Here is a 21,345-nt window from a genome sequence, read left to right as displayed (position 1 = left end):
CAGGACCCTCCTTTTGTCAATCAGAAAGGTACCTCTTTTCTACAGGAGGTACCTTCATTTTTTTGTTCGTTTTATGCTTGGCGTATAAATGAAATCAGATCATCAACAGATACTTCATGTGATTCACCTGATTTTCTAAACTTCACTTCAACAATACCTTCTTCTGAACGTTTACCGCAGCTAATGCGAATTGGCAGTCCAATTAAATCACTGTCTGCAAATTTCACTCCTGCACGCTCCTGGCGGTCATCGAAAAGTACGTCAAAGCCTTCATCTTCTAAGCGCTCGTACAACGTTTCAGCCAGTTCTTTTTGCGCATCGTTTTTCATATTTAATGCAAGAAGGTGAAGGTCATATGGTGCCACTGTTTCCGGCCAAATGATTCCTTTCTCATCATGATGCTGTTCAACAATCGCTGAAAGAGTTCTAGAGATGCCGATGCCATAGCAGCCCATAATCATTGGCTGCGCCCGTCCATTCTCATCAAGGTACGTTGCATCCATTGACTCAGAATAACGAGTGCCGAGTTTAAAGACTTGTCCTACTTCAATCCCTTTTGCAAACTGGATGGTGCCTTCCCCGTCTGGAGAAACATCTCCTTCTTGAATCAAGCGAAGATCTGTGAATTCTTTCACTGACACATCACGTGCAGGGTTGACATTGACATAGTGATAATCCGCTTCATTTGCACCAGCGACTGCATTTGTCATTCCCTTCACAGCAAGGTCCGCATAAATATCGACTTCTGCTTCCAGTTTAACAGGTCCAACAAATCCAGGCTCAGTTCCAATGACTTCTAGCACTTCTTCGCGTGATGCTAGTTCAACAAGCTGTGCTCCTACTAAGTTTTTCACTTTCACATCATTTACTTCATGATCGCCTCTAGTAAGGATGAGAACATACGCATCGTCTGCTTTAAACAAAACAGATTTCATGCATGCAGAAGGATCAACTTCTAATAATCCAGCCACATCTTGAATTGTTTTCGCTTGCGGCGTGTGGACTTTTTCAAGCTCTTTGAAGTCCACAGGATTTGCTTCTTCTCCGTGATATACAGCCTCAGCCATTTCAATGTTTGCAGCATATGAGGAAGTATCAGAATAAGCGATGGTATCCTCTCCGACCTCTGAGAGTGCCATGAACTCATGTGTATCTTTTCCGCCCATTGCCCCAGAATCTGCAATGACTGGTCTAAAGTTGAGACCCACTTTTGAGAACACATTAGAGTAAGCTGTAAACATTTTGTTGTATGTCTCGTCAAGGCTTTCTGGTGAAGAATGGAATGAGTATGCATCCTTCATAATAAATTCACGTCCGCGCAGCAGTCCAAAGCGTGGTCTCTGTTCATCACGGAATTTTGATTGAATTTGATATAGAGTTAAAGGTAGCTTCTTATACGATTTCACTTCGCTGCGTACTAGTGATGTAATCACTTCTTCATGGGTTGGACCAAGCGCAAATTCGCGGCCATGGCGATCCTTCATACGCATCAGTTCTGGACCGTATGTATACCATCTTCCTGACTCTTGCCACATTTCTGCCTGCTGAAGCACTGGCATTAACAGCTCAGCTGCGCCTGCCTTTTCCATTTCCTTGCGGACGATGGATTGAATATGCTGAATGACTTTATGCGCAAGCGGCAGATAATGATAGATTCCACTTGTATTTTGTCTAATAAATCCAGCTCTTACTAAGAGTTGATGGCTTTTTGCCTCAGCATCTGCCGGCACCTCTCGAAGAGTTGGAATGAAAGTCAGGGATTGTCTCATGTCGTTACACCTCATTTATGAAATAGGACTTCTCACAAAAACTCTTGTTTCCCGGAATGAGAAACAAGAGAGAATGGTTTTTATAAAAATAACCGCTGGATGTCATTCCACGTTACCACTAACATTAACAGCATGAGGAAAGCAACACCAATAAAGACAACAAGTGCTTCTTTCTCACGATTAATTGGTTTACCGCGAATGGCTTCAACAAATAAGAATAGTAAACGTCCTCCGTCTAATGCAGGAATCGGTAACAAATTCACGATGCCTAGGTTGATACTGAGGAACGCCGCAAACTGCATTAATGTTAACACACCTTGTTTGGCTACTTCTCCTGTCATGTCATAAATTCCAACAGGACCTGCTAACATATCTAGTGAAAATTGTCCTGTGACAATTTTTTGCAAGTTCGTTAAGATCAGACCTGCCGTTGAAATGACAGTTGTGCCTGAAGATGAAATGACTTTCAAAAATCCATTTTCCGTTGGCGGATATGATCCGAAACGGCCAATGCTTTTTCCGTCAGCTTTCACAGCTTCTGGTACAACCTGCACAGTACTTTCTTTGCCGTCTCGGTCAATGACGACATTCATTTTTTTCTCAGGGTTCTTTTGAACTGTTTGAACGACGTCTGTCCAAGAATTCATTTTCTCGCCGTTAATGGACACGATGTGATCTCCCTGCATCAGTCCAGCTTCCGCCGCTCGTCCATCTTTTGTCAGCTTACCGAGTACAGGATCATCAACGGTTACCCCTTGGATAAAGCCTAAAGCAACCAAAATCACATACGCCAGGATAAAGTTCATAATTGGTCCAGCTGCGATGGCTTTAATTCGCTGCCAAACTGTTTTTGAACCAAATTGACGATTGTATGGTGCAATTTGAATTTCTTCACCATCTGCAATATAGAAGCTTGTTTGACTGACATTGTAGCCAGTCAGAATATCTTCATTTCCAGCTTCATATCCCGAGATTCTCATGGCATGATCTAAATCGATCTGCTCCACTTCGATGACAAGTGCATCAGGATATTTTTCTTTATCATTTAAAATGATCTTTTCTACTTCATTTTGCTCATTGAATAAGAGCCCCACTGTATGACCTGGTTTAATTTCGATGACTTCTGGGTCTTCTCCAGCCATTTTCACAAATCCGCCAATAGGGAGGAGTCTAATGGTATAAACGGTTTCCTTTCGTTTAAAGGAGAAAATCTTCGGCCCAAAACCAATTGCGAACTCGCGGCATAAAATCCCCGCGCGCTGCGCCATAATTAAATGGCCAAGCTCGTGGAAAAAAACGAGCGTTCCAAAAATAATAATAAACGCAATCACTGTATTCACGAACATACCACCTTATGTGAGGATTGATTGAACAAAGTCTCGTGTATCTTTGTCCACTTCATGGATATCTTGCAAACTAGGCGTTGAAATCACATGATGTCTAATTAGTGCCTTTTCAATCAATTCTTCAATTTGCAGGAACGTTACTTTGCCTTTCAGAAATGCATCGACTGCTATTTCATTTGCTGCATTAAGTACAGCAGGCATTGTCCCTCCTATTTTACCTGATTCATAAGCAAAATGTAAGCAGCGATACCTGTCAAAATCCGCTTTTTGGAAATTCAATTGTCCAATCTCCCAAAGGTTCAATGATTTCGCTTCTTGTAACGGCGCCCTGTCAGGGTATGTGAGTGCATATTGAATAGGCACTCTCATGTCAGGTGTCCCTAACTGAGCCATGACGCTTTTGTCGTGAAATTCCACCATCGAATGGATAATGCTCTCTTTATGTAGCAGCACATCAATTTGTTCATAAGGGATATCAAACAACCAATGTGCCTCAATCACCTCGAGCCCTTTATTCATCATCGTCGCTGAATCAATGGTGATTTTCGCTCCCATCGACCAGTTCGGGTGGTTCAGCGCTTCTTCAACCGTAACACCTTCAAGTTCAGTTCGTTTTTTATCTCGGAAACTACCACCTGAAGCTGTCACGATTAAGCGTTCAATATTTTTAGCTTGTTCACCTTGCAGGCATTGAAAAATAGCGGAATGCTCACTATCGACAGGAAGTAAAGGTACATCATATGTTTTAGCGTACTCTTTTACTATATGACCAGCTGTTACAAGTGTTTCCTTATTTGCGAGTGCAATCGTCTTTTTTTGTTCAATGGCCTTTAATGTTGGAACAAGTCCAACACTTCCTACAAGTGCATTTACCACTACGTCCACTGCATCATAGGTCGCTGCCTCGATGTTGGCTTCATCACCAGCAGCCAGCTTCACACCGTATGCAAATGAATGATTTTTTAGCATGCGATAGGTTTCTTCGTCTACACAGCCAACGAATTCAGGCTGAAAGCGCTCAATGATCGGAATCGCTTTTGCTATATTTCTGCCAAAGGTCATGGCTTTCAGCTTAAATTTGTCCGGGTGCTGCCTGATCACATCTAACGTTTGTTCTCCAATTGATCCTGTTGCGCCTAATAGCGAAATATATTTCAAATTGCCACTCCTTCTCTCGTTCAATAAGTTTCTATGAGGTTAGCTGGCAAACGTTGCGAGCAGTAAGTATAAAAACGGCAGAACGAATAAAAAGCTGTCAAACCTGTCCAAAATTCCGCCATGGCCAGGGAGAATTGTCCCTGAATCCTTCACGTGATAATGACGCTTTAAAGCAGATTCCACTAGGTCGCCAAGCTGTCCAAAGATACTGAGTAAAAGAGTAATAAACATCACAAGCAGATATGATGGCAAAAATCCTGTAACCGCCTGAAACACAAGTGACAACACGACCGCTGTGACGATTCCGCCGATAAATCCTTCTACTGTTTTGTTTGGGCTGATTTCAGGCCAAAGCTTTCGTTTCCCCATAGATTTCCCAATAAAGTAGGCTCCTGAGTCAGTAGACCAAATAATCACTGCTGCGAAGAAGATCGCACTCATGCCATATAAGCCTCTAATTTGGATAAAATAATAGAAACTAACGCCAATATATAATGTGGCTAATACAACAAAAGCAACCTCATCGAATGTAAAAGAGTTTTTGCTCAAAACTGTATAAGTTAAAAGTATTAAGACTGCGAATAAAGCAATCTGCATTTTTGATGCGTCCACGTTTGGGAAGAAACTGTTGTCTCCGCCCATTAAAAGCCAAAGCAATATTAAGCTGACAATACCAGGAAAGCTGAAAATCGAGATTTTTTTCATTCTTAAAAGCTCAAAGAGAGCGACACTTCCCATTAAATAAATCAGCAGGGTAAATGGCATCTGTCCATATATAACAGCAAGTAAAAAGACTGCAGCTGCCAAAACACCCGTCAAAATTCTTTGTTTCATCTGCACCACCCTCTAAATTCCACCGAACCTCCGGCCGCGGCGCTGGTACTCTCCAATAGCGCCTATAAGGTGCTCATCAGAAAAGTCAGGCCAAAGCACATCCGTAAAGACAAACTCGCTGTAAGCAATTTGCCAAAGCATAAAGTTGCTTAATCTAATTTCTCCACTCGTGCGAATGAGCAAATCCGGATCTTGAAGAGATTCTGTCATTAAATAAGCTGAAAACATCTCTTCTGTGATGTCTTCTGCTTGAAGCTTACCTTCTTTGACCATTTCAGAAATTTGTCTGCATGCGGAGACGATTTCTGTGCGCCCCCCATAGTTGAGCGCAAAGTTCAAAACGAGTCCGTCGTTATTTGCCGTACTCTTTACTGCATTCTCTACCGCTTTTTTCGTATGCTGCGGGAGGCCGTCTGGATCACCTGTTAAACGCACACGGACATTCTCCTCGATGAGTTCAGGCAGGTAGATGTTTAAAAATTCTTCAGGAAGTTTCATTAAAAAGTCTACTTCTAGTTTTGGACGTTTCCAATTTTCCGTAGAGAAAGCATACAAAGTCAGCACTTTGACATTCAGCTCATTTGCAAGCTTTGTCATGCGCTTGACGACTTTCATTCCTTCATGATGACCTGCTACCCGTGGAAGAGCACGTTTTTTCGCCCATCTTCCGTTCCCATCCATGATAATGGCGATATGTTCAGGAATTTCTCCATTTAATATGTCTTCTTTTGTCAGGCTTTCTAAGTTGGAAGCTGCTGTTTGCTGATTCTTCCAATTTTTGAGTATATTGAGCATGAGATTCCTCCATCACCCAAAAAGGTTGCGTTCCCGCTAATAATATAGTCATCAACAGTATTAACAAAAAAACCCCCTGTAAACATGAAGAGGGTCTTTTCACTATTATCTATTGTACATAGTTTTTTCTTAAACTTCCATGATTTCTTTTTCTTTATCTTTCGTCACGTCATCAATTTTAGCGACATATTCATCTGTCAATTTTTGGACATCCTCTGTCGATGATCTTAATTCATCTTCAGTGATCTCCCCATTTTTCTCAAGCTTTTTCAAATCATCGTTTGCATCACGACGAACGTTACGAACAGCTACTTTTGCTTCTTCTGAGTATTTTTTCACTACTTTCACAAGCTCTTTACGTCTTTCTTCTGTCAGCGCAGGAATCGCAATGCGGATCACATTTCCGTCACTTGTTGGCGTGATGCCAAGATCAGACTTTTGGATCGCTTTTTCGATATCACCGATTGCTGTTTTATCGTAAGGTGTGATAATCAGCATACGTGCTTCTGGCACTGTGATTGACGCAATTTGGTTAAGAGGTGTTTGTGCACCGTAATAATCAACTGTCACTTTATCAAGCAGTGAAGCATTTGCACGGCCTGCACGAACAGTTGCAAGCTCACGTCCGTATGCTTGTACAGCTTTTTCCATTTTTTCTTTCGTTTGGTTCAACACTTCTTTTGACACGTTATTTCCCCCTCACGATCGTTCCGATTGATTCGCCATTTACGGCACGTTTAATATTTCCTTCTTCCATAATGGAGAAGACAATTAATGGAATGTCATTGTCCATACATAATGAGGACGCAGTAGAATCCATTACAGCAAGCCCTTCTTTAAGTACATCAAGATATGAAAGCTTATCATATTTTACTGCATCCGCATCTGTACGAGGATCAGCACTGTAGACACCATCTACATTATTTTTCGCCATTAAAATGACATCTGCTTCAATTTCTGCTGCACGAAGTGCTGCCGTAGTATCTGTAGAGAAATAAGGGTTACCTGTTCCAGCAGCAAAAATGACGACACGTTTCTTCTCAAGATGACGGATCGCTTTTCTTCTTATGTATGGTTCTGCAACCTGTCTCATTTCGATAGAGGTTTGCACTCTAGACTGAATGCCAAGCGTTTCTAGGCTGTCCTGTAACGCCAGTGAGTTCATCACTGTTGCCAGCATCCCCATGTAGTCTGCTGTTGCACGGTCCATTCCTAGATCACTGCCTGTCTTTCCGCGCCAAAGGTTTCCTCCGCCTACAACGACTGCAACTTCAACATCAAGCTCTGCAATTTCTTTTACTTGCTTTGCAATGGATTGAATGACAGTTGGGTTAATTCCATTTCCAGCATCACCCGCTAGTGCTTCGCCACTTAGCTTCAGTACAATGCGATTATATTTCGGTTTGCTCATGATAACCTCCAAGTGTAAACTATACCGTCTCTTATTATGCGTAAGAAACTGCCTTTTGTAAATCAATATCCTCTAAAAAATAGGGAACACAGTGCTTGTGCTCCCCTAAAAAAGCCCCAGAGAGCTTTTCAAACATTATTTTTTCACTTGGCTCATAACTTCTTCAGCAAAGTTGTCTTGACGTTTTTCGATACCTTCGCCCACTTCATAGCGAACATAAGTTTGAACAGTTGCGTTTTTCGCAGCTACAACTTGTTTCACTTTTTCATCTGGGTTTTTAACGAACGCTTGGTCAAGTAAGCAAATTTCTTCGAAGAATTTGTTTAGACGGCCTTCTACCATTTTAGCTACGATGTTTTCAGGCTTTCCTTCTTGAAGCGCTTGCTGTGTTAATACTTCACGCTCACGGTTTGCTTCTTCTTCTGACACTTGGTCACGAGAAATGTATTTAGGGTTTACAGCTGCAACGTGCATTGCGATGTCTCTTGCAAGCTCTTCGTCAGTTGTTCCGTTAAGAACAGCTAACACACCAATACGTCCGCCCATGTGCAGGTATGAACCGAATGCAGCATTATCTTCTTTTGTGATGACAGAGAAACGGCGTAGAGTGATTTTCTCTCCGATTTTCGCAATTGCAGATGTGATATGCTCTTCAACTGTTGAACCGTTTTCCATTTTAGAAGCATGAGCTTCTTCAATTGTTGCAGGTTTAGCAGCAAGCAAATGATCAGCAAGTTCGTTAAGAAGTGCTTGGAATCCTTCGTTTTTCGCAACGAAATCAGTCTCAGAGTTCACTTCTAGAATGACGCCTGTGTTGCCGTCAGTTTTGATAAGAGTTAATCCTTCTGCCGCAATACGGTCTGCTTTTTTCGCAGCTTTTGCGATTCCTTTTTCTCTTAGAAGGTCGATTGCTTTCTCGATGTCACCATCAGTTTCTGTTAACGCTTTTTTACAGTCCATCATACCTGCACCAGTTTTTTGACGCAGTTCTTTAACTAATTGAGCAGTAATTGCCATTTTACATTTCCTCCTTCTATGTTAAAACACGGATTACTAGGTGAAAAAAAGGTGATAAAAGGCATTTCCCTCTTATCACCTTTTGAATAGGTTACGCAGTTGTTGTTTCAGTTTCTGTCGTTTCTTCTACAACAGCTTCTTCTTCGCCTTGTTTAGACTCAAGAATTGCATCTGCCATTTTAGCAGTTAGAAGTTTTACAGCACGGATTGCATCATCGTTTGCAGGGATCACAACATCAATTTCGTCTGGATCACAGTTTGTGTCAACGATACCGATGATTGGGATATTCAATTTACGAGCTTCTGCAACTGCAATACGCTCTTTACGAGGGTCGATAATGAAAAGTGCATCCGGAAGACTCTTCATGTCTTTGATTCCGCCTAGGAATTTTTCAAGACGCTCTAATTCTTTTTTCAGTTGAACGACTTCTTTCTTAGGAAGAACTTCGAATGTACCGTTTTCTTGCATTTTTTCAATATCTTTCAAACGTTTAATACGTTTTTGGATTGTTTCAAAGTTTGTTAAAGTTCCACCAAGCCAGCGTTGGTTCACATAGAACATACCAGAACGGATTGCTTCTTCTTTCACTGAATCTTGTGCTTGCTTTTTCGTACCAACGAAAAGGATTTTTCCTCCGTCAGCAGCAAGGTTTTTCGTGAAGTTGTAAGCTTCCTCTACTTTTTTCACCGTTTTTTGAAGGTCGATGATGTAGATACCGTTACGCTCTGTAAAGATGTAACGCTTCATTTTTGGGTTCCAACGGCGAGTTTGGTGACCGAAGTGAACACCAGCTTCTAGCAATTGTTTCATAGAAATAACTGACATTTTGTTGCCTCCTAATATAATGGTTTTTTTTCCTCCGCTTAAGTCATGTTCACATAAAACTGCGCCACGGCAGCACCTTCATACGAATCATTAAGCGTGTGTATTTAACACCAAGAAATAATATAACACATGATGGACTGACAATCAAGAATCCTTTACAGCTTTCCGCTAAATTTTAATAAAAGCTCGATTTCTGTCTTGCCAGTTTTCATTTCTTTCGCTATTTCTTCTAGTGACCGCCCTTCATCATATAGGGTCTTCACTTGATTTTCGAATGTTTCTTCTATTTCACTTTCAGAAGGCAGAGAAGCCTCTGTTTCAAGTGGTGGAACGGGTTCGTTTACCTTCTCTTCCTGCACCTCAACTTCACTAAGGAGAGCCGACAGGTGCTCTGGTACGGGATCTTCACTTTCGACCGATTGCTGGGATTCAATTGGTGGTTGTGGCTGCTTTGGTGTCTGAAGATCCGATTTCAGCTCTTCAGCAGAAAAATCAGGGGAAGCGGCTGCCACTTTTGTTAGCTTGTCATTCTCTTCTTTGACTTCCATCAAAAATGCAGCCAGGGTATTTTCCGTTTCTTCTAGAAGTTCTCGCTGTTTTTGTTCTGTTGCCTTCAGCGAATTCATTCTCGTATATAAAATAATCACAAAATAAATAAGTGCAGCATGAAGCATGAAGCTAATCAGCCATAACATATTTTTTCACTCACTAACTCTTTAAGATTGAATGGCTTTATCAAGCAGATGCTTAAGCTTGAACAAGGCCTTTGAATGAATTTGCGAAATGCGCGAGGTAGATAAATTGAGCACTTGACCGATTTCCGTTAATGTCAGTTCTTCTTTATAGAAAAGACTGATCACGAGCTTTTCTTTTTCTGAAAGCTCAGTGATTTTTTCAGAAAGCTGTTCAATTAATTCATCTTTCAGCATTTTCTCTTCTGGAGTCACAGACTTCTCGTCGCGAATCATGACTTGGACGTTTTCTCCGTCTTCTTGATCATGCAGCTTCTCATCGATTGAGAGCAGATTTGCAAAGAATCCTTCATTCATCGTTGTGACAACATCTTGTTCACTCATGCCGAGTTCCTCAGCCACCTCTGTCGGCGTCACATTACGCAAATAACGCTGTTCAAGCTTTTCAATAGCCGCTTCTACTTTTTTTGTTTTTTCTCTTGATGTACGAGGCAGCCAGTCCTCTTTACGAAGACCGTCGATGATGGCCCCGCGGATTCTGAAGGATGCATATGTATCAAACTTCAGATCTCTTCCGGGATCAAATTTTTCAAGGGCATCATATAAACCGAGCATCCCTAGACTGATCAAGTCTTCTTTATGCACTGACTTCGGGAGACCGATGGAAATTCTTCCAACATGATATGTGACGAGCGGCATATAGCGGCGCATAAGATCATCTCCAGCAGCAGGGTCTTTCCACTCTTTCCATCTAGCCCATAGCGCCTGATCTTCGTAATTTAAGGATTGCATCTTTATCCCCCTATACTTCCTTAGTTATATCTTCATAATGCCTTGCTTCACAGTACGGATCTCAAGCTCTGCCGTAAGCGGATCGAATTCAATCGTACGGCCACTGTTTCCGCCTGTATCCTCACTAATAATCGGGATATGATGAAGAGACAGATGTTCTTTCACAGCTGAAACGTTTCTAGGTCCAATTCTCATAAGATCATTGGTTGACTTAAACTTAAACATTTCCGCCCCGCCAGCAAGTTTTGCCTTTAGCGCATGTTTGCGTGCGCCTGCTTTTAGGAGCAGATCAATTGTATGCTTGACACCTGTATCTGCATATTTAGCCAAGTTCTCCACCGTCCCTTTTGAAAGAGAGGAGTCTGGCAGCATAACATGGACAAGGCCTGCCAGCTTTTTCTCTTGATCAAACAAGACAAGCCCTACGCAAGAACCAAGACCTGATGTCCGAATGCGGTCCGGTGTTTTGACAAGCTGAACATCCGCAATACCAACCTTTACAACTGCCGGAATTTGCACGTTCATTATAGGTTACCTAATGCTTTGAATAGTTTTTCAAACGATTCAAAGTCTGGTAATAGAAACATATTTCCTTTCAGCTCTTGCTTATTTTGATCATCAAAAATAGATGTATCAATCACAATCGCCTGATCACCAAGAGGACTGAATTGCATTAACCCTTCACTAATGACAGCTCCGAACATATCGAGCGTGACATCTGGAACACTTGGGTAAAGCTGCAATTTTGTTAAATCGGCAAGGGCTGATAGATAAGAGCCCGCTAAAATATTTCCCAGTTCATGAAGTGCTGACGTCCCCATCTCATGTTCATGAATCGTATCAATATCAAATGCCGGATCCTGGACAAGCTCTCTTACAAATTGCTCCGCTTGCTCAAACGGCATAATGAAAAAGATTGACCCGGTTAAATCCCCTTCCATTCGCAGGAAAATGCTTGCAACGGGAAGGTCTGCACCGCCAAAGAAATCCATTAAATCTTCAAACGAGAGAACCTTGACAAAAGGAACAGCCATATCAATTTTGCGATCCAATAGGTTGGCAAGAGCAGACGCTGCGTGGCCTGCCCCGATATTACCAACCTCTCCTAAAATATCTAGCTGTTCATCTTTAATTTCGTTGAAAATGCTCATTTCACATCCCCCTTAATGAACAGGTGCACCTTGAACGCTCTTGTCGAGGACAGCACCGGCATGAATGATATTGAAAAGACGCTGATCATGCTTAATAATACCTGTCACCCATGACTGTCCTTCTTTTTCAGCCGATTCAGGAGAAGATTCTACTTCTTCCTGATGGACGGTTATGACATCATTTGCTTCATCAACAATCCAGCCGACTTCAATATCACCAACTTGTACAATGATCATTCTTGTTTCATCTGTAATCTCGTTGTCAGTAGAACCAAGTCTGACTCTCAGGTCAATGACAGGTGTCACGACACCGCGTAAATTAATAACACCGCATATATAAGGGGCAACGCCAGGAACTCTTGTCGGCTGCTGCCATTTTTCAATGGACTTTACTTCTGATACTGAAATGGCGTATTCTTTTTTGTTTACGATAAACACAATCATCTTTTCGCCAGTTTTGATATCTGTACTCATTTCAGACCGCTCCTCTATTGTTTTTTACTTGATCAGTGCATTACAGTCAACGATGAGTGCAACTTGACCGTCACCTAGGATCGTTGCGCCGGATATCGCAAATACGTTTGGCAGATAATCTCCTAGTGATTTCAATACAACCTCTTGCTGACCAATAAATGAATCGACCACAAATGCTGTCAGCTTGTCTCCTTTACGAACAACAATGATGTGCAGCTCTTCCTCTAATTCATTCGCATTTGGTACGTGGAATTGTTTCTTCAAGTACACGACCGGTACGATAAATCCGCGGAAATCAATCACTTCACGATCATGCGTTTGCAGGATGTCACTTTTCTTAATGACAGCCGTTTCAATAATAGAAGAAATCGGAATCGCAAATGTTTCCTCTTCCAGTTTTACAAGAAGAACGGAAATAATCGATAGTGTCAGCGGAAGCTGGATCGAGAATAGGGAGCCCTGTCCCTCTGTTGAGTTAATACTCACAGATCCGCCAAGTGATTCCAGCTTGTTTTTCACAACGTCAAGACCTACACCGCGGCCTGAGATGTCAGAAATCGTGTCAGCTGTAGAGAATCCTGCTGCAAAGATCAATGAATCAATTTGATGATCTTCAAGTGTTTCTGCTTCTCTTTCTGTAATAACTCCGCGCTCTAATGCTTTTTCAAGCACCTTTTTACGGTTAATCCCGCCTCCATCATCCTCTACTTCAATGAAGACATGGTTTCCGCTATGATACGCTTTTAATAGAACCGTACCTTTTTCCGGCTTGCCTTTTTTCACACGTTCTTCTGGTGATTCAATCCCGTGATCTAGACTGTTTCTAAGTAAGTGCAAGAGCGGATCTCCAATCTCGTCGATCACTGTTCGATCAAGCTCTGTCTCAGCACCCTCAATAATAAGTTCAATTTTCTTATTAAGCTCTTTCGTCAATTGACGAATCATACGCGGGAATCTGTTAAAGACAGTTTCCACAGGTACCATTCTCATGTTCAGGATGATTGATTGCAGGTCTCCAGAAATACGTGTCATTCTTTCGACTGTGTCTGTGAGTTCGTTATTTTCTAGTTCTTTGGCAATCTGTTCTAATCGGCCTCTATCAATCACAAGTTCTTCAAATAGATTCATTAGAGAATCTAGACGGTCGATGTTGACACGAATTGTTTTTGTTCCGCCGGCAGCTGCACCGTTATTGCCATTTGCTTTTGGTGCATCATTTGCTGGCGCTTTCGCAGCAGGAACGGAGACTTCTTCTTTTTTCTGTTCAGGCTGCGCCTCTTGTTTTTCAGCCGGAGCTGCTTCATCAAATGCGGAGACTTCAGAGATCTCAACCTTCTCAACCTCTGAGATCGCCGTGACGATTTTCTGCACTTCGTCCATCGGCAGTTTAGAAAGATAAGAAATGCTGAATTCTGATTCGAAATCTTCTGATTCTAACAGCTCTGCATTCGGAACGGTTTTGACAACCTCGCCTGCTTCATTTAGTCTTTCAAAAATCATATAGACACGAACGGCTTTTAGTAAGCACGCTTCGCTTAATGTCACGTTGAGTTCATAGCATTTAAAGCCTTGCTCTCTCGCTTCATCAAGAACCGTTCGTTCAAATTCGTTATAATCTAAGTCATTAGCAGCTGCTGATGCATCTGCTGTTTCAACGCTAGAAGCTGCCTCAGCATGGCTTCCTGTCACATCTAGCTTTTTACTAATCTCAGTGACATCACGTTTCCCGTCTCCTCCTTCTGCAATCGATTGAACCATTGCTTCAAGATGATCGAGTGCTTCGAACATCGTATCCATTGACTCAGGAGTGACAATCATTTGTTCATTACGGATAGCATCAAACATGTTTTCTAAATGATGCGTTAAGTGAGCCATATCATCAAAGCCCATCGTTGCACTCATGCCTTTCAATGTATGAGCTGCTCTGAATATATCATTCACTAGCTGCAAGTCGGTTGGGTTCTTTTCTAAATCAAGAAGTTTTTCATTACAAGTTTGTAAGTGTTCTCTGCTTTCATCTAAAAAGATATCTAAGTATTGGTTTACATCCAACGTGTTCACGCCCTCTCTTTTTTCATGGAGCTTATAATTGCATGTGCGATGTCATCCACATGCCTTGTTTCATGTGCAAGGCATGCTTTAATGACTGATTTAGGCATTCCGAAAACAACACATGATTCTTCTTTTTCTGCAATGACTTTCGTATGACCGCTTGCGACCATTTTTTTGACACCTTCCGTACCGTCACTGCCCATGCCTGTCATAATGACAGCGATTTTCTCGTAACCCTTTATATTGCTGATGGATTCAAATAAATAGTTAACAGATGGTTTGTGCCGGCTTTCCGTGTCTTCAGGGGACAGCCTGATAACAAGTGATCCCCCTTGGTCATGAAGTGACATATTCATTCCACCAGGAGCTATGTAAGCCACTCCATTTTTCGCGATGTCTCCATCTTGCGCTTCTTTAATCGTAATTTGTGATAAATGGTCTAACCTAGCAGCAAGTGATGCCGTAAATCCTGCCGGCATATGCTGCACAATCAATATAGGTGCCTCTATGTCCTTAGGCAGCTTCGTTACGACTCGTTGAAGTGCCCTTGGCCCTCCTGTAGATGTTCCAATAGAAATAATCTTTCGGAGTGAGGCGCCTTTTACTGTTTGCAGACGGGGTGCAGCCACTGGACTTGGCGGCTTTATCACCGGCTTAGGAGACACCTTCTCTTCAGTGCGTTTCCTTGACAGTCCTGCCGCAAGTACCCGCTCTACAATTTGCCCTCTCACTTTGTGCAAATCGAGCGAAATACTTCCCGAAGGTTTTGTCACAAAGTCGAAAGCACCGAGTTCTAAGCAATGGATGGTTAAATCTTTTCCTTGCTTTGTCTGGCTTGACACCATAATTACGGCAAGGTCGTGTTCAGCCAGAATTTGTTTTAATGCTTCTGTTCCATTTAAAACAGGCATTTCCACATCTAATGTGACAACATCTGGATTCAGTTCCTTGATCCGTTTTAAGGCATCTTCCCCATTTCGCGCCGTTCCGACGACTTCAATTTCTTGCTCAGCACTTAGAAAATCACTAATGAGTTTTCTCATAAAGGCCGAGTCATCTACTACTAGCACTCTAATCATGAGTCCACCTTCCTCCTTTTAAAAAAAGAGGACAACTTATCTATAAACGTATGCTGTTCTCTCCGTGCCTCTCTTATCTGCTGATGATATAGTGTTTCTGCCAGCATCTTAATGGTTTTACTCAGCCTTGAATGAGGCTGCTTCATATAAAATGGAATTTGTTCTGATACTGCTTTAGGAACCGCAGGATCATCAGGCACAGCGCCAGCGAATACAAGTTTTCTGTGAAGAAAACTTGTGACCACTCCTGCTAATTTCCGGTAGGTTTCAGACCCTTCTGACGGGGTTTTACACCGGTTGACAATGATTTGCACAGACCGTTCAAACTGATGAATGGCTAAGTGTTTAATTGCGCTGTAGGCATCCATGATGGATGTTGGCTCTGGCGTAGTCACAACGACTACTTCTCCTGCTGATAAGACAAATGGCAGCTGATCTTTTGACAGCCCGGCACCCATATCAAAGAAAATACAATCGAAGCCCTGCATCATTTTTTCCATCTCTTCCAAAAAGAACGACCATTGATCTTTATCTAAAGAAAACAGCTGTTCAAGTCCGCTTCCGCCAGAAATGTAATATAGGTTGTCCGTTCCTTTTGTCATAGCTGCTTGGAAGGATTTTTTTCTAACGAGAACATCTAATATAGAGCTAGTCGATGTTTTCCCTAGTAAAATATCAATATTCCCCATCCCAAAATCAAGATCGATCACTAACACTCTTTTGCCTGTGCTTGCGATAGACAGTGCCATATTCAGTGTCAAATTCGATTTACCTACCCCGCCTTTGCCGCTCATAACGGCAATGGTTTTTGCCTGTCCGTTGACGTTATGAGGAGCCGGTGTGATCATTTGACTCTGCTGAACTAGTTTTCTTAACCCTTCTGCTTGGTCGGGCTTCATGATTGTAAAACCATCCTTGTAAGTTCACGAGGAGAACCTTCAAGAATATCCTCAGGCACATTTTGGCCATTTGTTAAAAAACCAAGTTTGATTTGAGAGTCAGCAATGATTTGAAAAATGGTTCCCATCGTGTCCGTTTCATCTACTTTTGTAAAAATGAATTGATCGATTGGAACGTGTTCAAAGCGCTTGACCATGGCTTTCATGTCTTGATATTTTGATGTAGCACTCATCACGAGAAAACTTTGAATGCTCTCATCAAATGGAATAATGTCGGTCAGCTCTTTGATATACGCTTCTTCTTTAAAGTTACGGCCTGCTGTATCGATGAAAATATGATCATACTCTTTAAAGGTCTCTTGAGCTTTTACAAAATCCTCTCTCGAATAACAAACCTCAAGCGGTGCATTCAGCAGTTCAGCATATGTTTTCAGCTGTTCGATCGCTGCAATCCGGTACGTATCAGTTGTAATAAAAGCGATCTTTTTTTGCTGCTGAATGGCCGTTTTAGCAGCCAGCTTTGCAATCGTTGTCGTTTTACCAGCTCCAGTTGAACCGAACAGTACAATGTATTTTGAAGAAATCATCGGCTCATCAGAGGTTTTAGCTGGTAGCATATCTGTCAGCAGTTGTTCAAGTTCTTTTTCTATGTGATCTTCTTTAACCGCGCCCTTTGTTAAAAGACCTTTCAGGCATTCGTCTCGAATAGCATCATCAAGACCTTGATCCTTTAGCTTTTGATCGATTGCTACGAGAGGTTCAGGCAGAATACCAGCATGCCGTTCATTCCTCACATATTCTAAAGGCTGAGTATGAGTATGAGTATGCGCTGGTTTCGCCGCTTTGGGAGCAAAGGATGGCTCTTCGGGCTGCTTTTGAACTTGTTCCTTTTTTGGTAACACTGGAAGAGGCGGCACAGGGTTTAACCCTTTACCAGCTCTTTCTTCGAAATCTTGATCCAGCACTGCAATCACTTCGACCATTTGCTGTTTCTTTAAACCAAACAGTTTGCGTTTGACAACGGTTTTGGAATTTAAAATAACGGCATCTTTCCCAAGCTGCTGCCTGATTTGAATCGTTGCCTCCTGCATAGAATTTGCTGTGATTTTTTTCATTTTCATTAGATATCCACCACTCCGATGCTCTGTACTTCCACATTCGCTTCTAGTTCGTTATAAGATAGTACCGGTAAATCTGGGAAATATCTTTCTAACAACTGCTTCACGTACATTCTTATAGGAGGAGAGCATAATAGAACCGGCGTTTCCTGACGAAGCGAAAGCTGTTCAATTTCTCTCGCCACTGATTGAATCACACTTTCAGAGGATTCTGGATCTAACGATAAGTAGTTGCCATGCTCTGTTTGCTGAACGCTGTCTGCAATCACCTTTTCTACTCGGCCTGAGCATGTCACGACTTTGAGTGATTCATCTTCTCTTGCATACTGTGCGGTAATCTGTCTTGCCAGGGCCTGTCTGACATACTCTGTTAATAAATCTGTATCAGTCGTTAATTTTCCGTAGTCTGCAAGCGTCTCAAAAATGGTGACAAGGTTTCGGATAGAGACCTTTTCTTTCAGCAGCTTCGCCAGTACTTTTTGAATATCACCGACTGCCAGCGGATTTGGCGTTACCTCATCCACTAAGACAGGATAACTTTCTTTCAGATGATCGATTAATTGCTTCGTTTCTTGGCGTCCGAGCAGTTCGTGTGTGTTTTGTCTAATCTTCTCTGTGATGTGAGTAGACACGACAGATGCTGGGTCCACAACCGTATAGCCTAGCATCTCAGCCTGATCTTTTTCTGCTTCGGATATCCATTTAGCCGGCAGTCCAAAGGATGGTTCGATTGTTTCAATCCCTTCAATTGGATCATCATCAGGCGTTGGGGACATCGCTAAGTAGTGATCAAGCAGCAGCTCCCCTTTTGCTACTTCGTTCCCTTTAATTTTCAATCGGTATTCATTTGGGTTCAGTGCAATATTGTCCCGGATCCGGACGACTGGAATGACAAGACCCAGTTCGAGGGCAAGCTGCCTTCGGATCATCACAATTCGGTCTAACAGGTCACCGCCCTGGTTTGCATCAGCGAGCGGGATGAGGCCGTAGCCAAATTCAAATTCAATGGCATCCATTTGCAGGAGATGAATAACGCTTTCTGGACTTTTCATCTCTTCTACCTCTGCCTGTTCCTCCAGTACCTCTTCAATTTCTTCTTGGTCTTGTTTGTTTTTCGACATCATGTATGCGCCAAGTGCAAGTAAACCTGCGATCGGCCCTGTCAAAAGTATGCCGATTGGCGTAAACAGCCCAAGAAGGAAGATCGTGCCCGCTGTCACATAAAGCATGGCTGGGAATGCGAAGAGCTGACCTGTAATGTCTGACCCAAGGTTTCCATTAGAAGCTGCTCTAGTCACAACAATCCCTGTCGCCGTTGAAATGAGGAGTGCCGGAATTTGCGAAACGATTCCGTCTCCTACCGTTAATAGGGTAAAGTGTGAAGCTGATTCTTGAATCGACATGCCTTGCTGAAGCATCCCGATAATGATTCCAAATATAATATTGATGATGACGATGATAATACCTGCGATGGCGTCCCCTTTAACGAACTTACTGGCACCATCCATCGCTCCATAAAAGTCTGCTTCTCTCGCTACTTTTTCACGGCGATTTCTTGCTTCACTTTCTGTCAGCATTCCTGCATTTAAATCTGCGTCAATACTCATTTGTTTACCAGGCATCGCATCGAGTGTAAATCTTGCCGCAACCTCTGATACACGCTCTGCCCCTTTTGTGATAACAATAAACTGAATGATGATCAGGATAAGGAAAACAACAAGACCAACGAGGATATTTCCTCCAACAACAAATGAACCGAACGTTTCGACAACTTTCCCAGCATCTCCTGTTGAAAGAATAGAACGTGTTGTAGAGATGTTAAGCCCTAAACGAAACAGCGTTAAGAGCAAAAGCAATGATGGAAAAATTGAAAATTGCAGTGGTTCTTGCATGTTCATTGTGGTGAGAAGCACGATAAGCGCAAGAGAAATATTAATAATGATTAAAATACTTAATAAAACGGGCGGAAACGGTATGACCAGCATCGCCACAATTAAAATAACACTGAATAAAACAGATAAATCTCTTGCTGACATGCCTGTTCTCTCCTTTTAAAACCAAAAATTCATAAAATCTTTTGTTTCGTTTTATAGACGTAAGCTAAAATTTCTGCGATGGCCTTAAAGTATTCTTCTGGCACCGCTTGGTCGATGTCGACCTGATCATAGAGCGCGCGGGCAAGCGGCCTGTTCTCTACAGTCATGACATCATGTTCTTTCGCAATCGTTCTAATTTTCAAAGCCAAAATATCCGTTCCCTTTGCTACAACATAGGGCGCGTCCATTTTTTCTTCGTCATACTTTAAAGCAATGGCATAGTGGGTTGGGTTTGTAATGATGACGTCCGCTTTTGGGACTTCCTGCATCATCCGTCTCATGGCCATTTCCCGCTGACGCTGTTTAATCTTTGATTTGATGAGCGGGTCACCCTCTGATTTTTTATACTCATCTTTGATGTCTTGTTTGGACATCCGCAAGTTTTTTTCATAATCAAATTTCTGATACATATAATCAAGCCCTGCCAAGATCAGAAGAGCACCAGCAGCATACAGCCCCATAATCAAGGTCATATTTGCGACGAAATGAAGGGTTTCCTCTGCTGTTAATAAAGGAAGCCGCAGAATTTCATCAAAGTGCATCCAAAGAGCAATAAATGTCGCAAAGCCAACAAAGCCAATTTTCAAAATGGATTTTAATAGCTCTACGAGGGCTCGAATACTGTATATTCGTTTAAATCCTTTGATTGGGTCAAGCTTTTCTAATTTCGGTTGAATCACTTCTGTCGAAAAGAGAAAGCCGACTTGTAAATAGTTACTGAGAACGCCTGCCAGCATACCAACACCAAGGATTGGCATAAGGAGGATCCCTGTTTCCTGAAGCAATTCCAAGAATAATTGATGAATATTAGATGTGCTAACCTTCATTAGCATGGTTGTTGAATAAAAACGTTCAATGAGCGCGATAATCCGCTCTTTCATAAAAGGCCCAATAAAAAAGAATGATAAAAAGATTAATAGAAATGAGATGGCTGTATTGACGTCGGTACTTTTGGCAACCTGTCCTTTTTTACGTGAATCCCGTCTTTTTTTCGGCGTTGCTTTTTCTGTTTTTTCACCTGCGAAAAATTGCAAGTCTAGTCTAAGCCTTGTCATCATGACGAACCACCGACCAATGCTAAGAAATTCCTCATGGTGAGTACAATCGTTTCAAATGTATTTTGGACAACACCGAAGATGACGCCCATACAGATGATGATCATAATAAAACTCACACCCATTTTAATAGGAAGTCCGACCACAAAAACGTTCATTTGCGGAACTGTACGTGCCACAATCCCCAGTGCCAAATCGACTAAAAACAGACTTGCCACTACAGGTGCCGAGATTTGAAAGGCAATGATAAACATTTGGTTGAAGCTCTTTGCGATAAAGTAAGCAAAGGATTCACTGCCGAAATTCAGCGCGTATTGATCAACTGCAATGTATTGAAAGCTGTAATAGATTCCATCAAGCAGCAGGTGATGTGCGTTTGTTGCCAGCATCAACAGCAGTGTGACCGTATAAAAAAACTGTCCCATCAGCGGCGTCTGCGCCCCTGTTTGCGGATCGATAATATTGGCAATCGCAAAACCCATTTGAAAATCAATGAATGAGCCGGCAATTTGAACAGCGGACACCATGATGTATGCAATCAGCCCAAGCAGCAGACCGACCATTGCTTCTTTCACCGCAAGCATCATATAAAGACCGTCGATGTCAAGTGCTGGCGGTTCTTTTATGGTGCTAAAACTAATGACAGCTAAAAACAGTGAGAATCCAACTCTGTGTACAGCTGGGATCGTTCTATGCGCTAAAAGCGGTACTGTCACAAAAAAAGCGGTGATCCGAATAAAAACTAAAAGAAAAGCAGGGAATAATTCTATGATTGACATCT

At 42.1% G+C, this 21,345-nt stretch carries 21 protein-coding genes; all 21 read right to left on the bottom strand.

Annotation, left to right across the window (positions count from 1 at the left end):
• Positions 1 to 71: 71 nt before the first annotated feature.
• The 21 genes from NST59_RS08120 to fliR all read right to left on the bottom strand — a co-directional run bounded on the left by NST59_RS08120 (position 72) and on the right by fliR (position 21,343).
• Positions 72 to 1,769 (bottom strand): proline--tRNA ligase, encoded by a 1,698-nt coding sequence (locus NST59_RS08120; protein ID WP_144490545.1) that lies wholly within the window; start codon positions 1,767 to 1,769, stop codon positions 72 to 74.
• Between the two features lie 80 nt (positions 1,770 to 1,849).
• A complete protein-coding gene (gene rseP, locus NST59_RS08115) occupies positions 1,850 to 3,115 on the bottom strand; it encodes an RIP metalloprotease RseP (RefSeq protein WP_087975441.1) in 1,266 nt (421 codons plus the stop codon).
• Positions 3,116 to 3,121: 6 nt separating this feature from the next.
• Positions 3,122 to 4,273, bottom strand: coding sequence for a 1-deoxy-D-xylulose-5-phosphate reductoisomerase (gene dxr, locus NST59_RS08110; protein ID WP_039178581.1), 1,152 nt, complete (start codon positions 4,271 to 4,273; stop codon positions 3,122 to 3,124).
• A gap of 39 nt (positions 4,274 to 4,312) precedes the next feature.
• Positions 4,313 to 5,107: a phosphatidate cytidylyltransferase gene (locus NST59_RS08105; protein ID WP_024424148.1), complete on the bottom strand. Its 795-nt coding sequence runs from the start codon at positions 5,105 to 5,107 to the stop codon at positions 4,313 to 4,315.
• Positions 5,108 to 5,119: 12 nt separating this feature from the next.
• Positions 5,120 to 5,902 carry an isoprenyl transferase gene (locus NST59_RS08100; RefSeq protein WP_039178577.1) on the bottom strand — a complete coding sequence of 261 codons (783 nt, stop codon included), beginning with the start codon at positions 5,900 to 5,902 and terminating at the stop codon, positions 5,120 to 5,122.
• 129 nt (positions 5,903 to 6,031) lie between these two features.
• Positions 6,032 to 6,589 (bottom strand): ribosome recycling factor, encoded by a 558-nt coding sequence (gene frr, locus NST59_RS08095; protein WP_024424150.1) that lies wholly within the window; start codon positions 6,587 to 6,589, stop codon positions 6,032 to 6,034.
• 1 nt (position 6,590) lies between these two features.
• The gene (pyrH, locus tag NST59_RS08090; protein ID WP_008344767.1) at positions 6,591 to 7,313 is read right to left on the bottom strand and encodes a UMP kinase; all 723 of its coding nucleotides are present in this window, start codon (positions 7,311 to 7,313) and stop codon (positions 6,591 to 6,593) included.
• A gap of 135 nt (positions 7,314 to 7,448) precedes the next feature.
• Positions 7,449 to 8,330, bottom strand: coding sequence for a translation elongation factor Ts (tsf, locus tag NST59_RS08085; RefSeq protein ID WP_034281801.1), 882 nt, complete (start codon positions 8,328 to 8,330; stop codon positions 7,449 to 7,451).
• Positions 8,331 to 8,421: 91 nt separating this feature from the next.
• Positions 8,422 to 9,156: a 30S ribosomal protein S2 gene (rpsB, locus tag NST59_RS08080; protein WP_024426991.1), complete on the bottom strand. Its 735-nt coding sequence runs from the start codon at positions 9,154 to 9,156 to the stop codon at positions 8,422 to 8,424.
• A gap of 155 nt (positions 9,157 to 9,311) precedes the next feature.
• Entirely contained in the window at positions 9,312 to 9,851 is a 540-nt protein-coding gene (locus NST59_RS08075; protein WP_064498448.1) for a hypothetical protein, read from the bottom strand.
• 21 nt (positions 9,852 to 9,872) lie between these two features.
• A complete protein-coding gene (locus tag NST59_RS08070) occupies positions 9,873 to 10,640 on the bottom strand; it encodes a FliA/WhiG family RNA polymerase sigma factor (protein ID WP_024424154.1) in 768 nt (255 codons plus the stop codon).
• A gap of 24 nt (positions 10,641 to 10,664) precedes the next feature.
• Positions 10,665 to 11,165: a chemotaxis protein CheD gene (locus NST59_RS08065; RefSeq protein ID WP_039178568.1), complete on the bottom strand. Its 501-nt coding sequence runs from the start codon at positions 11,163 to 11,165 to the stop codon at positions 10,665 to 10,667.
• A complete protein-coding gene (locus NST59_RS08060; protein ID WP_024424156.1) occupies positions 11,165 to 11,791 on the bottom strand; it encodes a chemotaxis protein CheC in 627 nt (208 codons plus the stop codon). Before NST59_RS08060 ends, NST59_RS08065 begins: the two co-directional genes overlap by 1 nt.
• A 12-nt stretch (positions 11,792 to 11,803) precedes the next feature.
• Positions 11,804 to 12,265, bottom strand: a complete 462-nt coding sequence (locus NST59_RS08055; protein WP_024424157.1) for a chemotaxis protein CheW — start codon at positions 12,263 to 12,265, stop codon at positions 11,804 to 11,806.
• Positions 12,266 to 12,289: 24 nt separating this feature from the next.
• On the bottom strand, positions 12,290 to 14,317 hold the full coding sequence (locus NST59_RS08050) for a chemotaxis protein CheA (protein ID WP_039178565.1): 2,028 nt from the start codon (positions 14,315 to 14,317) through the stop codon (positions 12,290 to 12,292).
• A 5-nt stretch (positions 14,318 to 14,322) separates the two neighbouring features.
• Entirely contained in the window at positions 14,323 to 15,396 is a 1,074-nt protein-coding gene (locus NST59_RS08045; protein ID WP_341040552.1) for a protein-glutamate methylesterase/protein-glutamine glutaminase, read from the bottom strand.
• On the bottom strand, positions 15,393 to 16,298 hold the full coding sequence (locus NST59_RS08040) for a MinD/ParA family protein (protein ID WP_059375106.1): 906 nt from the start codon (positions 16,296 to 16,298) through the stop codon (positions 15,393 to 15,395). The genes NST59_RS08045 and NST59_RS08040 overlap by 4 nt, the downstream gene beginning before the upstream one ends.
• Positions 16,292 to 17,416 (bottom strand): flagellar biosynthesis protein FlhF, encoded by a 1,125-nt coding sequence (gene flhF / locus NST59_RS08035; protein ID WP_247544190.1) that lies wholly within the window; start codon positions 17,414 to 17,416, stop codon positions 16,292 to 16,294. The genes NST59_RS08040 and flhF overlap by 7 nt, the downstream gene beginning before the upstream one ends.
• Entirely contained in the window at positions 17,416 to 19,449 is a 2,034-nt protein-coding gene (gene flhA / locus NST59_RS08030; RefSeq protein WP_039178556.1) for a flagellar biosynthesis protein FlhA, read from the bottom strand. Before flhA ends, flhF begins: the two co-directional genes overlap by 1 nt.
• A gap of 29 nt (positions 19,450 to 19,478) precedes the next feature.
• Positions 19,479 to 20,567 carry a flagellar biosynthesis protein FlhB gene (flhB, locus tag NST59_RS08025; RefSeq protein ID WP_039178554.1) on the bottom strand — a complete coding sequence of 363 codons (1,089 nt, stop codon included), beginning with the start codon at positions 20,565 to 20,567 and terminating at the stop codon, positions 19,479 to 19,481.
• Complete coding sequence (gene fliR / locus NST59_RS08020) at positions 20,564 to 21,343, bottom strand: flagellar biosynthetic protein FliR (protein WP_024426982.1); 780 nt, start codon at positions 21,341 to 21,343, stop codon at positions 20,564 to 20,566. Before fliR ends, flhB begins: the two co-directional genes overlap by 4 nt.
• Positions 21,344 to 21,345 lie beyond the last annotated feature (2 nt).

This window comes from Bacillus sp. FSL R5-0439 (assembly GCF_038008805.1).
In the GTDB taxonomy this organism is placed as follows: Bacteria; Bacillota; Bacilli; order Bacillales; family Bacillaceae; genus Bacillus; species Bacillus safensis.
Note: the sequence above shows the minus strand (reverse complement) of the source record. Positions and strands in the feature narration are given on the sequence as shown.

Bases quoted from the DNA above. Each gene is read 5' to 3' on its own strand.
- NST59_RS08120 (WP_144490545.1), bottom strand. From the start codon at position 1,769: ATGAGACAATCCCTGACTTTCATTCCAACTCTTCGAGAGGTGCCGGCA.
- rseP (WP_087975441.1), bottom strand. From the start codon at position 3,115: ATGTTCGTGAATACAGTGATTGCGTTTATTATTATTTTTGGAACGCTC.
- NST59_RS08105 (WP_024424148.1), bottom strand. From the start codon at position 5,107: ATGAAACAAAGAATTTTGACGGGTGTTTTGGCAGCTGCAGTCTTTTTA.
- NST59_RS08100 (WP_039178577.1), bottom strand. From the start codon at position 5,902: ATGCTCAATATACTCAAAAATTGGAAGAATCAGCAAACAGCAGCTTCC.
- pyrH (WP_008344767.1), bottom strand. From the start codon at position 7,313: ATGAGCAAACCGAAATATAATCGCATTGTACTGAAGCTAAGTGGCGAA.
- tsf (WP_034281801.1), bottom strand. From the start codon at position 8,330: ATGGCAATTACTGCTCAATTAGTTAAAGAACTGCGTCAAAAAACTGGT.
- rpsB (WP_024426991.1), bottom strand. From the start codon at position 9,156: ATGTCAGTTATTTCTATGAAACAATTGCTAGAAGCTGGTGTTCACTTC.
- NST59_RS08075 (WP_064498448.1), bottom strand. From the start codon at position 9,851: ATGTTATGGCTGATTAGCTTCATGCTTCATGCTGCACTTATTTATTTT.
- NST59_RS08070 (WP_024424154.1), bottom strand. From the start codon at position 10,640: ATGCAATCCTTAAATTACGAAGATCAGGCGCTATGGGCTAGATGGAAA.
- NST59_RS08065 (WP_039178568.1), bottom strand. From the start codon at position 11,165: ATGAACGTGCAAATTCCGGCAGTTGTAAAGGTTGGTATTGCGGATGTT.
- NST59_RS08060 (WP_024424156.1), bottom strand. From the start codon at position 11,791: ATGAGCATTTTCAACGAAATTAAAGATGAACAGCTAGATATTTTAGGA.
- NST59_RS08055 (WP_024424157.1), bottom strand. From the start codon at position 12,265: ATGAGTACAGATATCAAAACTGGCGAAAAGATGATTGTGTTTATCGTA.
- NST59_RS08045 (WP_341040552.1), bottom strand. From the start codon at position 15,396: ATGATTAGAGTGCTAGTAGTAGATGACTCGGCCTTTATGAGAAAACTC.
- flhF (WP_247544190.1), bottom strand. From the start codon at position 17,416: ATGAAAATGAAAAAAATCACAGCAAATTCTATGCAGGAGGCAACGATT.
- flhA (WP_039178556.1), bottom strand. From the start codon at position 19,449: ATGTCAGCAAGAGATTTATCTGTTTTATTCAGTGTTATTTTAATTGTG.
- flhB (WP_039178554.1), bottom strand. From the start codon at position 20,567: ATGATGACAAGGCTTAGACTAGACTTGCAATTTTTCGCAGGTGAAAAA.
- fliR (WP_024426982.1), bottom strand. From the start codon at position 21,343: ATGTCAATCATAGAATTATTCCCTGCTTTTCTTTTAGTTTTTATTCGG.